This is a genomic window from Helicobacter sp. 23-1046 (genome assembly GCF_053654635.1).
Window position 1 is genome coordinate 1 of the sequence record NZ_JBSIUS010000004.1, and the last position, 13948, is coordinate 13948.

11 protein-coding genes are annotated in these 13948 nt (G+C 40.5%); 2 read left to right on the plus strand and 9 right to left on the minus strand.

What is annotated here, in order from left to right; all coding sequences use genetic code 11:
* Window positions 1–51: 51 nt before the first annotated feature.
* From nikC to ACWIUJ_RS08455, 5 genes are all read right to left on the minus strand, one after another.
* On the minus strand, window positions 52–972 hold the full coding sequence (gene nikC, locus ACWIUJ_RS08435; protein ID WP_454170243.1) for a nickel ABC transporter permease subunit NikC: 921 nt from the start codon (window positions 970–972) through the stop codon (window positions 52–54).
* 1 nt (window position 973) lies between these two features.
* A complete protein-coding gene (locus tag ACWIUJ_RS08440) occupies window positions 974–2371 on the minus strand; it encodes a DNA double-strand break repair nuclease NurA (protein WP_454170245.1) in 1398 nt (465 codons plus the stop codon).
* 11 nt (window positions 2372–2382) lie between these two features.
* Entirely contained in the window at window positions 2383–4281 is a 1899-nt protein-coding gene (locus ACWIUJ_RS08445) for an ATP-binding protein (RefSeq protein WP_454170247.1), read from the minus strand.
* A gap of 2 nt (window positions 4282–4283) precedes the next feature.
* On the minus strand, window positions 4284–5492 hold the full coding sequence (locus tag ACWIUJ_RS08450) for a DNA methyltransferase (RefSeq protein ID WP_454170249.1): 1209 nt from the start codon (window positions 5490–5492) through the stop codon (window positions 4284–4286).
* Between the two features lie 110 nt (window positions 5493–5602).
* Window positions 5603–6535, minus strand: a complete 933-nt coding sequence (locus ACWIUJ_RS08455; RefSeq protein ID WP_454170251.1) for an ABC transporter permease subunit — start codon at window positions 6533–6535, stop codon at window positions 5603–5605.
* Between the two features lie 208 nt (window positions 6536–6743).
* Between ACWIUJ_RS08455 and ACWIUJ_RS08460 the strand changes: the two genes are divergently transcribed.
* Window positions 6744–7289 carry a hypothetical protein gene (locus ACWIUJ_RS08460; protein WP_454170253.1) on the plus strand — a complete coding sequence of 182 codons (546 nt, stop codon included), beginning with the start codon at window positions 6744–6746 and terminating at the stop codon, window positions 7287–7289.
* Window positions 7290–7322: 33 nt separating this feature from the next.
* On the opposite strand, the gene ACWIUJ_RS08465 is transcribed toward ACWIUJ_RS08460, so the two are convergent.
* Both ACWIUJ_RS08465 and ACWIUJ_RS08470 read right to left on the minus strand, forming a co-directional pair.
* Window positions 7323–7865, minus strand: a complete 543-nt coding sequence (locus tag ACWIUJ_RS08465; protein ID WP_454170255.1) for a restriction endonuclease — start codon at window positions 7863–7865, stop codon at window positions 7323–7325.
* Entirely contained in the window at window positions 7862–8797 is a 936-nt protein-coding gene (locus ACWIUJ_RS08470; RefSeq protein WP_454170257.1) for an SAM-dependent methyltransferase, read from the minus strand. Before ACWIUJ_RS08470 ends, ACWIUJ_RS08465 begins: the two co-directional genes overlap by 4 nt.
* A 50-nt stretch (window positions 8798–8847) precedes the next feature.
* Between ACWIUJ_RS08470 and ACWIUJ_RS08475 the strand changes: the two genes are divergently transcribed.
* A complete protein-coding gene (locus ACWIUJ_RS08475; protein ID WP_454170259.1) occupies window positions 8848–10842 on the plus strand; it encodes an Eco57I restriction-modification methylase domain-containing protein in 1995 nt (664 codons plus the stop codon).
* 167 nt (window positions 10843–11009) lie between these two features.
* Here the strand turns inward: ACWIUJ_RS08475 and ACWIUJ_RS08480 are convergent, their stop codons facing one another.
* Both ACWIUJ_RS08480 and ACWIUJ_RS08485 read right to left on the minus strand, forming a co-directional pair.
* Entirely contained in the window at window positions 11010–12986 is a 1977-nt protein-coding gene (locus ACWIUJ_RS08480; protein WP_454170260.1) for an ABC transporter substrate-binding protein, read from the minus strand.
* Entirely contained in the window at window positions 12983–13846 is an 864-nt protein-coding gene (locus tag ACWIUJ_RS08485; RefSeq protein WP_454170261.1) for a prephenate dehydrogenase, read from the minus strand. Before ACWIUJ_RS08485 ends, ACWIUJ_RS08480 begins: the two co-directional genes overlap by 4 nt.
* Between the last annotated feature and the right edge of the window lie 102 nt (window positions 13847–13948).

A 13948-nucleotide genomic window follows, 5' to 3' on the forward strand; every position in this document is an offset into this window, starting at 1 on the left:
GGCGTTGCATATCCAAATACAAATTGCCTCAACCAACAATAAGCACAATGCCTAATGCCCATACACATTCACATCAAGATAGTCCCTCAAACTATCCCCCACGACATTGCACACCGCCACGCACACAAAAAGTGCTAGCCCGGGGTAGAATAGCAACTCGGGGTTGCTCCACATATACTCCTTTGCCTCGCTTAGCATTACGCCCCATTCTGCCTGTGGGGCTTGCACGCCTAAGCCCAAAAACGAAAGCCCCGCAATGTGAAGCATAAAATGCCCTATATCCATTGTGGCGAGGACTAGGCATTGGCTAAATATGGGGGTTAGCATATTGCGCTTGTAGCTTTGAGTCGCGCTCGCGCCATACACGCGAGAGAGTAGGACATATTCTTTGGATTTTAGGCTTAGCACCAGAGCGCGGACGATTCGCGCATACCACGCCCAATGCGTAAGCGCGATGGCGATGATGACATTTGCTAGCCCCGCGCCCAAAATGGCGATAAAGAGTAGCGATAAAATCGCCGTTGGCATACTTAGGAATATATCGCAGATGCGCATTATGGCGTTATCTATGCGCCCGCCTGCAAAGCCCGCTAGAGAGCCTATGCCTATGCCAAGTGCCAACACAAGCGCGAGGATAAGTGCGACAGAGCAGAGCGAGAGCCTCGCGCCATAGATAAGCCTCGTGTAAATATCGCGCCCCAAATAATCCGTGCCTAAAATATGCGCGCTTGAAGTGGGGGCTAAAATCGCGTCCAAATCCATAGCCTCAGGGGCATAGGGCGTAAAAAATGGCAAGATAAGCGCACACGCGATAATGACTATAAGCGCGAAGAGGGCGCATTTGCCAAGTATGGATAGTCTTTTTATGGATTTTGGGTGCGTGGGGTTTGGGGGTTTTGTGTGGAGGTTTGTGGGGGTTTTGTAGGGGCGTGAAACTACGGTAGATTTTGTGGTGGGTTGGTGGGTTGCCATATTATTTCACCCTATCCTTTGAAAAGATTGTTAGGATTTTCTTGCTTGGGACATTTGAAATTGAGACAAGTTTATTTATGAGCGCGATAGGCACAAATGCCATAGGTGTAGCGTTTTGATATAAATCACATTTTAGTCTAAAAAGAATTTCAAGGATACTTTTTAGTGAGAGAAAATCTGTAATTTTTGGATTGTTTATGTAGTCTTTGTATAAAGTATCTAGCCCAAAAGGCACAGCAACATCAAGCACAAAAGAGAGATTTTCATCGCCTCTTATTAGCATTTTTATCCCAAAGTAAGTATTTTCGCCAAATACAGATTGATTATCGCCTGTGATAAATCGTTTGATATAGGCAAGATTTGGTAGCACGATACTATTTTTAGTGATTTTAGATTCGGTGTTTTTTAGGTGCTCGACAAACATTCCGCTTTTATCTAACCCAACAAAGTTTATATAGCTTACTTTTTCGCTTAACGATTTTTCATACATAAACTGCATAAATGGGCGAATCACCTTAAAGGCAAAATCATCTAATTTGCTAAAAAGGGCTAAAGGTCCATCTTTAATAAATAAAATCTCGCTTAAAATCTTTTGGCTATTGTTTTCCATAAAAAAGCGAAACATACCAAGCAATAGCACCATTTCAAAAGCACTCATTATATATGAGGCGATTCCACCAGCACCATTTATCTCATCTACCACATCGTGAAGTTGAAAGCAATCTGTGATATAAGCGGTATGTCCGCAACTACATTGAATAAAATCATTTTTCTCATCTAAATAATTATCCGTTTGTCTTTTAAAGTGCAACATTTCGCCACAACGATTCGGGCAAACTATATTCATTACACCATTTTTATCGCTATATTCTCTAAAAACAAGCCATTTCATTGTATTAAGGAGTGAATTTTTGGAGTCCCCGTCTTTATCGCCAAGCTGATTGTCCCTAAAAATCTCAAAAATAGCTTTTCGCACACTTGTTTTAAAATCATAGCCTTTGAGTTTGATATTTTGCATAGGCACGACAAAAGAAAACATTCTAGGTTCTTTTAGTTTGCCCAAATCATCAGGGTTTATGGTTTGTTGATTTTCTAGTTTGAATAAATCTTCTGTTTTAAACGACAGAATGCCGACATTATAAAAACAAAGCGTATGTGAGGGAAAATTTTTATTGATATTGACTTCTTGGTAGCCACCATCAGCAGTTACAATCCATTTTATATCAACATTAACCTTGTCTTTAATGTCATCTAATGGCGTTATTTTGCCCTCATAGTCTGCTTCTATCGTATCATCATAGCCCACTTTTTCACATTTTTGCAAAAAATCTTGCACGAGTTCATTTTGAATAATGTGTTGATGTCCGCTTTTTGAGGCTTTTTCTTTACTATATCCCATACTTAAAGCCTTTAAATTTTAAACTCATCAATTTGCACAGGGATAATGAAATTATTAGAAAAAAGTTTCACTCGCGCAAAGCCCACATCGCTATTGCGGATAATGCTTTGTGCAAAGTCAGCAAAATCATAATATTTTTCTAGCGTTTTTACCTCATCTTTGTTGTTTAAGTGTGAGATAAACCAATTTTGGGTGTTTTTAAGGATACTTGGAGCGATAGAGCTAACTTCTTGTGTAGAGTAGCTAATGCCAATTTTTAGTTTCGCCCCCTCTTTGGCAAGGCGGTTATAGATATTTTTTAAATCCTTGTCATCTTTGGGAAAAATATTGTGCGCTTCCTCAAAATACATTTGGATAAAATCAGGGGTTTCCTCATTAGTAAATTTTTCCATAGAATTGCCAAAGATATAGCGACACAGTCGCTCAATGTATTTTTCTTGTGTTTCACTTGAGGCGGTGGATAAGTCTACAAGCACGATTTTGCCATTTCTTAGTGCTTTATCAATTTCTTGTTTGTAGTCATTACCGCCCTGCAAAGAATGCAAAGTCCTTAAATCTATTAACGCCCTATATCCACTCACGCTTTTAGCTTTAAATACCTTTAATAAAGCCTCGTATTGTTTATCCTGTTTGTATTTATCACTTACCTCATTAAAATCTAGATTCTCAAAATACGCACAAGCCTCTTTTATGCTTATGCCATCGTGAGGTTTATGTTCTTCTTTGTCTTGCTTATCTCTAGCAGAATCTTGCAAAGTAAATCTATAAAACCTTATCTTATAATCAGCGTTTTGCTCAAATCTTGCCATATATAAGATACATTTATATATCGCTCTTTTTCTATCTCTAGCACTTTTTGCCTCTCTATCATCGCTATCATCAAACATATCAATACTTCTAAAATCCTTAAAATAATCTGCTGTTTTGATTAGCGCAAGTTCATCACACAGCAAATTAAACGATTCCTCCAAAGTCTCATCTTTGTAGAAATTATATTGCACGGCTTTGACATCGCTATGTTGTTGTGCTTTTTTGAGCGAAGTGCTAAAACGCACAACATTGTCCTTAAATTTCTCATAAATCGAACCTTTATCCTGCTCATTGCTAAAAGTGTATTCGCCGTTTATGTCAAAGACAATTTGTCCTATTTTATCATCAGCACTTTTGTTTTGATTTAGAGATTCTATGGCTGAAATGATGATTTTAATAGTATTAGATTTTCCCATTCTAGTCATTCCAAAAAATGCGCTACGCCTTGCAATTATATCATTTGTCCTAAGATAGACTTGTGGGGCGTATTTGCCCTCCTCATCATAAGACTTGCTAGATGAGTAGCGCAGTTTGCCAAATTGTTCTCGTGGCTCATTTTCTTTTATCTCAATATTTTCGTTGATGATAATATTTAGCTCGTTTTTCTGTGGTTTATAGACTTTGTAATTATGCGCTCCTATGAAATTTTCCATATCTGTGCCAAAACAAAGTTTTTTATCGCTATCAAAGAAAAATGTCCCAAGCACACGACAACTAAGCCCATTCCACTGATAAAAAACCTTTGTGTAAGCATCTGGTTCAATGTCTCTTTTGGATTCTTTTTTAGAGATATGTGCATCAGTAATGCTCTCGATAATTTCCTTTTTTTGTGGAATGTCTGCTACGCCTATCACGCGGAGCAAAATCCCCTCTGTTTTACCACCAGCGACTTCATTAGTATAAATTGCCACCAAAAAACAGCCGTGCGGGACACCACTAACATCATTTTTAAAATAGTCATTGACTAAAACATTTGTCGTGTCGTAGTTTAAATCATACAAATACCCCACGAAATTTTCATCATTTTTGATTGCTTCAAAAAATTGCTCTTTTGTCTTGGCAATTTCTTTTTTATGCGCTTCATCAAATAAATTTTGCATTTTTACTCCTTTTGTAGCCACAAGATTCTATCGATTTTGGTGGCTTTACCCTTTTTTTGTCCCCATATTCGCGTAACTTTCCTTGCACCATTGCATTCTATATCATCATCTATAATTTGCCTTAGTTTCAGCTTACAACCACCATTTTGCACTATATATTCCCAAGTATCACGCGCAAGGTTTTGCTCCTCAACATCGCCAATCACTACAAACGCGCTAGATTTTGGCTTTAAGATTGTGTCCCAACTATTAAAGAGGTTTTGCATATATGTGGCATATTTTTCAAAGGGCAAATTATCCTTTATACCTTTGATTTTTTGTGTTTTGTGATAAATGCTGACATTGCTATCAACTTGCTTTGTATCCTCATCAAGTAACCAAAGCCTAATCCAATTATACTTGCCATAATGGATATTTTTCAAATATGGTGGCGAAGTAATGATAAGCGAGATAGAATCTGCACCATATTTTTTGGCAATTTTAGCACTGCTATCAAGCGCGTCAGATTTTAAACAATGCCCCTTTGTGTAGTGTGATAAATCTTTTAATGCTGTTTCTTGCTCTTGCAAAATATCTTTGATTCGTTGCGCTAAAAGTGCAAAAACATTTTGCTTTGGTTTTGTAAGTTTGTGAGATTTGATAAAATTTCGCACATAATTTGGCGACATACTAAAAGTATTTGGCATATCAATACTGCAATAAATCGAAGTCCCATCTTTTCTATGTTTGCCGTGCATAAGTCCTGTTAAGATTCCTAAAATAAAATTATCCACTTTGTGCTTTTTGCTAAGATTTTGCTTTAAAAACACAAGCTGAGGTAAAGTCGTTTTTTCATCATAGAGCATTTTAATATCGCTTGAAATGCCCTTAATGCTTATATTTGATTGCTTATATTGTGTTTCAAGTTCTTGTAGTCTTTTAAAAATGTTTTGCTTTTTTGCAGGGATATTCACTTTGCTTTTTGTAAGGCATACGGCAAGCGGGTTTAAATCATTGCCGATTCCCACTCTACCCATTCTGCACGCTTCAAAAGCCGTAGTCCCTCGCCCAGAAAATGGGTCAAACACCAAATCCCCCGCTTTTGAAAATCTCTTTATGAAATAATGTGGCAAATTTGGTGGAAACATTGCCAAATACGCAGTCATTTGATGAATCTTAGAAAATTCCCTATACGAATGCTGTTTGTAGTCTTGTGAATCTAGGGTTACCACGCAAATATCCCCTTGTCCTTAGGTTTGAAGGTTGATTGTGGATTATATCATAAAGTTTAACGATATGACTGCCTTTCATAATTTATATCCATATTGCTTTTTACCTGCATTCACGCCCTGCTTAGCCTCCTATCCACCGCCATATACACAATGTCAATCACCGCGTTGCACACGACAAATACCGCGCTCATCACCACGAAAAAGCACTCGATTACGGGGTAGTCGTTGCTAGCGATTGCCTGTATGGCGTATAGTCCTATTCCGGGCAGAGCATAGATATTTTCTACCACCAACGCCGCGCCCAAAAGCTCGCCTAAGTGCATTCCCATAGCCGTGATGATGGGCAATGAAGCGTTATAAAATATATGCTTTACCGTGATTTCGCGCTCGGGGATTCCACGCAAGCGCGCATAGAGGATATGTCGCTCCTTAGCCACTTCGAGCATATTTGCACGCACTAGGCGCGTGTTTATGGCAAGCGACATTAGCGAGATACTTATCGCAGGCAGGATAAAGCCTTTTGCCCCCTCTTCTAGCCCAAGCGGTGCTAGCCAGCCCAAATGCAGGCTAAAAAAGAGCATTAGCAAAAACGCAAGCCAAAAATTTGGCATAGAAACCCCGATAAAGCAAAAAAACCGCACCACAAAATCTAGCGGCGTATCGGCAAATCTCGCGCTCAAAATCCCCAACACCACCGAGCCTAGCACCACGAGGGCGAGCCCTAAGCCCACAAGGACGAGCGTAACGGGCAAAAACTGCGCAAAATCGCTAGCCACGCTCCGCCCGCTCATATAGCTCGTGCCAAAATCTAGGCTAATCGCGCCTTTTAGCCACGCAATATATTGCACCAAAATGGGCTTATCTAGCCCAAAATCCGCGCGCAACTGCGCGGTAATCTCAGGCGTGGGCGGGAGCTGTGAAGCTAGCAAGTAGCTTGCCACAGGGTCGCTCCCGCAAGTCCGCAGTAGCACAAACACCACAAACGAAGTAATTAGCACGATAAGCGGGATAGACAAAAGTCGCAAGGCGATGAGTTTTTTCATTTGCAGTCGTCCTTATTAAATTATGTTGCGTTGATTTTATGTGATTTCGTGCTTTTGTAGGCATAATCTTATTATCACAAAATAAACATTGTTTTTGTCTCGCATTTTTTTAGTGCGCATTATGGTATAATCCCCGCTTACAAATCACGCATACAAATGCGCGTAATTTGCCGTTTTTGCTGTAATTTTCAATGTTTAAGGATTACTTTTGAGTGCGACAGATAATTTCTATTTTCTACAAAACAACCTTTTTACGCAATACGCATTGCGCGTGGATTTTGTGCGCGATTTCCCCGCGCTAAAAGATGATGCGCTACAATCTTTCACACAAATCACAGAACTCTATGACGCGCAAAAATTTGCCAACCAAAACGAACATCAATTTGAAGATAGCTTTATCGCCAAAGTCGCGCAGATTTTGGGTTATCACTTTATCCGCCAAGAAGAGAAAATCATTCAAGGCAAGTTAGAAAAGCCAGATTTTTTGCTCTTTGCTACGAATGAGGACAAAAAGGCGTATGAATCTCTCCCAAAAGACTCGCGCAAAGCCACAAACGCTCATATCGCGCTCATCTTAGAATCAAAAGCCTACAATATCCCCATAGACACGGGCAAAATCAAAGACAATCCGCATTTCCAAATCCTGCGCTATCTCAACACTCTTAAATTAGATTTTGGTTTGCTTACCAACGGCAAATTATGGCGATTTTATGATAATTCCACGCTTTCAAGCCAAAATTTTTATAAAAATTAGAAAGTCTTACAAACACCATAAAATAGACGAAATTTACCCAAAAATCTCCCTTAATTGCCACTCAAAATCCTCTAATGGCTCTAAATCTTTGAGGCTTAATGTGAGTTTGAAATTCGCAAGATTTTGTGGATTCATCGCTACGATTTGCTTTTGTTTGTCGCCCACATTGAGATAAAATTTGCGTGTTTTGTGATTGTAGATTTTCTCACCACTCACGATTTTAAAAAACGCCGCTTTCGCGCTTAGCCCTATGCAAATGATATATTTGCAGTTGTAGTTTGGATTTATGCCGTTAAATTGAAATATGTCGTTTTTGAGCCCCTTTCGTGCGGTTTTGATTTCGATTTTTGTGCCATCCATTAGGCAAATGTCAAACTCATCGTGTATCACTTCACCAAAATCTTGCATTTCTATGCCTAGATTTTCAAACACCATTTTGACAAATTTTTCGCCCACTTGCCCCACTGCGTTTGCTTCAAAATCATTGATTTTTTCAAAAATCCCGTTTTGTTTAAAATGCGCAATTTCGTTATATTTTTCCTCAATCAAATTTTTTAAAATCTCATTTAAATTCATCTCATAAACCCCTTATCTGCCAAAAGCTGAAAAATATGCGACTTGCCAATATGGTAGCAACCATTTGTCGCCTTTGTGGAGTAGCGCAACCAATCAGCGTTTTTAAAAAGTCTATCTAACTCATTTTTGCGAGATAAATCATTATAAATAATGGCTATTCCGCTTTTATATTTGACTTTTTCAAAGCTATCTACCACCGCATTTTCTTTGAAAAAAGTCGAGCTAAGATAAAAATCTGCTTTTTTATTAAAAATCCACTCTTTGCCACATTCTCGGTTCTTTGCTAGGCTTACCGTTACCACGCGCAGAATCTCGCTAAATGGCTCTTTGCCACTATTTTTATACCAGCTAAATTCACGCTTTTGTGTTTTGTGATTTTTGCTATAAATTTGAAAGCAACAATGCACATCAGCGTCTTTGCCTTGCGGGGTATAAAAGCTATTTTTAGGCAGAGTTTCTTCATAAAGTAAATGCAGATTTTGTGGCACGCGGTAGCGAATCGAGCCTTTACCCAAACTTTGAAAAAACATAGGCAAAATAAACGCCACAAAATCTGCGTTTTGCGCGTGTTTGATAAATTCTAACGCTAGCACTCCGCGATGCCCAAAAGGTGGATTGCCGATAACGATAAAAGGCGTATTTGGATTATTTGGCAAATTGTATGCTAAAAAATCGCTTTGTATCGTGTCAAAATCAGTAGGCTTTATGTCAATGCCGATTTTATTGTGTGGGAGTAATTTGAAAAACGCGCCATCACCCACACTTGGCTCAATGAAAGTAAATTTAGACAAATCCTCTTTTGTCCCCACGATTTCGCAAAATTTTTCAAACAGCTTTTTAGCAATTTCAGGTTTTGTGAAATATTCATCAAATTTATTTTTGACATTATTTTTCATCAAATTGCCGTTGGTGTATTTGAAAATTTTTGTCATTTATGTAAGCCTCTTTTAAATATGTTCAAAACATAGCGCAATAAAATTTGTTGATAAAAATTCGCAAATTATACGATAAATTTACAAATTTTACACTTAAAGCACAATCCTATTTAGATTTCGCCAAATTTGACAAAATAAGCTCCGAGCTCGACAAACTTTATAACAAGCTCGATTCGCTCAAAGACACTTCTGAATCTGAAGTCGCCGAGTCTAAACGCATTTATCATAATGAGATTTTGCCTACACTTAATAAGCTCAATCTCTATCTCAACTTTTTCACCGCACAAAAATTCGCCACGCACTCCCAAGCCAAAGCATTCTCCACGCTAGATTCGCTAGAAAATCTTGTAAGCGAGGCGCAGGGCGACTACAAAGACGCCGCAGATTTCACCCGCGCAAAGGCAAAAGAATTTGCCTTTTTCAACTACGAAATCGAGTTCCCCGAGATTCGCAATGGTAAATTTAATGGCTTTCAAGCCATCGTAGGCAATCCGCCGTGGGACAAAACCAAATTTAGCGATAATGACTTTTTCCCACAATTTAAAAGCGACTATCGCACACTAAGCAACTCCAAAAAGGCAGAATTTAAGGCAAATCAATTAGCCAAACCCTACATAAAAGCCCAATATGACGCGCAAAAACAAAGCACACAATCCACCAACGACTACTACAAAGCCCACTTCCCGCTAAACGCAGGTGAGGGCGATGGCAATCTCTTTCGTTTCTTTGTCGAGCGCAATTTAGCCCTTTTAGCACCAAATGCTTCTCTAAACTATGTTTTGCCAAGCGCACTTATGCTAGAAAAGGGCAGTTATAACTTGCGCAAAGAGATTTTGACAAATTACACATTAAGCCTTTTTTATGCCTTTGAAAATAGAGAGGGGATTTTTAATGATGTGGATTCACGCTACAAATTCGCGCTTATGCAAGTTATCAACGCTCCCACGCCCAAAAATCACACCATAAAAACAATGTTTTATAAAACAAATATTGATGAGATTTATAAACGACAAAATGTGATAAGGCTAAATTTAGCGCAGATTCGCGCATTAAGCCCCGCGCATTTGGCATTGCAAGAAGTGCGAAGTAAGAGAGATTTAGAGATTTTAAATAAATGTTATAAATCTTACAAATTGCTTAATTTTGATTGGTTGGATTTTAGAACCGAACTTAATGCGAGTGATAGTGATTTATTTATCGAATCGCACAAACAAGGGCTTTTATCGCTATATCAAGGCGAAATGATTCATCAATTTAATGCCACATTTAGCACACCAAACTACTTTTTAGACAAAGACGCCTTTGATAATCGCCTAAAAAGCAAAGAAATCTATCGCTTAAAGCAAGATTTAGGCATTGATTCAAAAGAGTATGGACGACTTTTAGAATCCATAAAGCCCAAAAAAGTCAGTGTGGGCGACTTTGAAACCACCCTTATCAAATACGACAGAGCCTACTTTCGGCTAGGATTTAGAGACATTGCTAGGGATACAGATGAGCGGAGACTGATTTTTACGCTAATACCAAAACAATGTGGCTGTTACGAAAGTGTATGGCAACATATTCCAAAGCGATACATTCTAGATTTAGGACAGATTCGCACAAGCGATATAAGCCACAGGCGAATCTGCTTTGCGCTAGGGCTTTTTAACTCGCTAATCGTAGATTTTCTCGCACGGACAATGATTCAAATCAATGTGAATAAAACCTATTTGGAGCGAATCCCACTGCCACAGCCAAGCGATGAGCAAATCAAAAGCGATGAAACCTACGCCTTTATCGCAAAAAGCGCGTTAATATTGCAACTCTACAACGACAGCGCGGGACATTTTAGCGAACTCGCAAACGAATTTGACATAGCAAAAAGCGAAATCCCAAAAACGCAAAAACTCTACGACAGCCTAAAAGCACGGCTTGACATAAAGGTGGCAAAACTCTACGGGCTAGATTTGAGCGACTTTTGCCACATATTAGAATCTTTCAAAGTTTTGCACTCCAAACAACCCGCCTACATCGCACTACTAAAAAGCCTATGGGAGTGAGTAGTTGCGGTGCGCTTGTGGGTTTTATGCTTGAATTCATTACGCGAAGTATTTTTTAGATAAAATCGTGGTTTTCAAGCGTAAGGCGAGGGCGCATACCAATGCGTATGTAACCCAAGCCCTACGCAAAGAATCCGCGATTTTGTGCCACAAAGACAAGCCCAACGCTACTCCCAAAACTCCCATACGGGAATCTCATAGCTTAGCCCGCTAACGCCCTCCACGCCTTTAATCTGCGAGCGCACTATCGCTTTGTTGCGCTCTATGGCAAGCGGGATATACACGCCACTTTGCAAAAGCAAATCCAACGCCTTGTAGGAGAGAGCCTGCGCTTTTTGCGCGTTTGGCTCGGCGACTACGCGCAAGATAAGCGCGTCTATTTCATTTTTGTTTTCTAAGCCACTTTGCGCGATGAAATCCCCGTGCCCTGTGGGCGTGGTATAGGAAACAAGCATTGAGAGAGGCTCATAGGGCGCGCCCCACGACTCGTTAAAGACTATATCAAACTCGCCATTTTTCTTGCGATTTTGGAGCATACTAGGCTCGAGCGCACGCAAAGAAAGCGCGATATGCGCGTGCTTTAGCTGGGATTGGAGGATTTGGGAGAGCATTTTTTGGCTGGGTTTATCGCCTGCGAATGCTATCTCTAGTGTTAGCGGGTTTGCCTGCGTGTAGCCCAAAGTAGCGAGAATCTCGCGGGCTTTTTGTAGATTTTGGGCGTATTGTGCGGGGGGGAGATTTGTGGATTTTGGTTTAAATTCTGAATTTGGCGCATTGATTTTTCGCGCTATGGTTTGTGGATTATGCTCGGCAAGATTTTGCCCGCCTTTCTTGTCATTTTGCGTTTGCGTAGCAAGCGAAAAATCTCTATTGTTTGATATTTGAGATACTTCGGCTTTTTGCAAAGCCTCAGTATGACAAATATTGCCACCTTTTTTAGATACTTCGCTTTGCGTAGGGCGACAAAAATTATGGATTGCCACGCTATCTTTGCTTGCTTGCAATGACGATTTGAGAGAATCATACCCACGCCCTAGCCCCGCTCGCGCTACGGGAGAGGGGATAAAATCCGTGTAGAGAAAAATGCAATTTGCAGGGCTTGCTAGCTCGCCATACACGGCGTTGATGAGCGTTGGTTTATCGATTGAGAGCGCGATAGCCTCACGGAGTCTAGAATCGAGACGCGTAGAGTTTAGTATTAGGCTTAGCACAAACGCCTCCCCTCCCAAATACGCCTTGATTGCGTGGGTGTTTCCCGCAGTATTTTGCGACTCTCCCATAGAGTTTTGCGTTGATTGCTCCATAGCCTCTTGGAAAATGCGCGTGGGAATCTCATCATACCCATAGAGCATATCCACCTGCCCCGCGCGCAACGCCGTCATTTTGGAAGTGGGCTCAAAAATCACCTTGATACGCACAAAATCATAATAAAATCCCCCGTCCTGCGCTAGTCGCTGTGCGTCCCAATAATGCGGATTTTTGGCAAACATATCATACGCCCCGAGCTTTGATTCTATTAGCATATACGCGCCCGTGCCGATGGGCTGTGGATTATGCTTTACTAAGTCCAAATCAGGCGGGAACGCTTTGGGTGCTAGGAAGCGATACGGGCGCACCAACGCTAGCTCGCTTAGCGTGGGCGCATAAGGGGCATTTAGTATGAGTCGCACGCTAAAATCATTTATTTTCTCCACGCGCTCTATATGCCTAGCTAGCCCACTCCACGAATGCCGTGCGCGGTTTTGCAAAATCGATGTAAAATTTAGCACCACCGCATCGGCGTTAAACTCCTCGCCATTTGAAAACCGCACGCCCTCACGCAAGCTAAAAGTATAGATTTGCCCATCTGTATCCACGCTCCACGAAGTCGCTAGAGCAGGGATAATCTCGCCATTTTTATCCACGCGCACCAAGCCTTCATAAAGCAGATTTTGCGCAAACATCGCGTTTTTGTTGTAGCCTTGTGGGTTTAGCGCACCGACATTTTCTTTATATGCGATATTGAGGGTTTTTGTGTCTTGGGAGGGTTGAGAGAGATTTTGTGGTGTTGTGTTACAACTTTGCACCACAACAAACACGGCGATACACGCAAATATCGCCAAAAAAGCATACACGAAGTATCGTTTTACATAGGGCAGATTCATATTACTTTTCCCACTTCATTTGCACTTCGCATAAACGCCTCTAATCCCTCCCAATCGTTGTTTTCAATAAGCGTTTTTGCCTTTTGTAATTCATTTTGAAAACTCGTTATAGAATCAAGTAGGTTTTGTGTGTTTTGCTTAAAAATATCACCCCACATTTGTGGTGAGCTCTTCGATAAACGCGTCATAGAGCGAAATCCCCCACCAATAAGGGCTAAAATCATTTGTGGATTCTCTTGCTTGAGCACGGCGTTTGCTAAAGAAAAGCTCACAATGTGAGGCATATGAGAAATAAGCGCGATATGCTTGTCGTGTGAAGTCGCGTCCATTTTGATAATTTTGCTCCCGATGCCTAAAAATATCTCTCGTGCCCGCTTTAACTGAAGCTCTCCGCTTTTTTCACTATCTACGACAATCATAATCTTATTTTTAAAGAGATGTGGCAATGCCGCCTTTGGTCCATAAAATTCTGTCCCACTCATCGGGTGTGCGGCTACGAAGTTTTTACGAATGCTCTTAGGAACGCTATCAATGATTTTGCTCTTTGTCCCGCCCAAATCAATAATGGTGCAACTTGGCTTAATGTCCTTTGGCGTGAGAGTTCTTAGAATCTCACAAATCGCCTCCACAGGAGTGGCTAAAAATATAACATCACCCCCAGCCAAAAGCTCCTCTTTGCTAATGCACTCATCAACAAGCCCCAAAGAAAGTGCCTGCTGTGAGTGCATAGGACTTGCATCATAGCCTGCAACGCACGAAAAAATCCCAAGCTCTTTTAATGCTAATCCCATTGAGCCACCAATAAGCCCAAGCCCAATAATGCCAGCGTTTAAGCCACTTTGTAGCCTTTCTTCTTGCATTGCTTCCCCTTTATCGCTATTTTTGCTTGCAATACTAACAAAAAAACCATAAAAATACTCTATGTTTTTAGCTTGGATTTGGTAAAATGTGGCTTTTGTCTT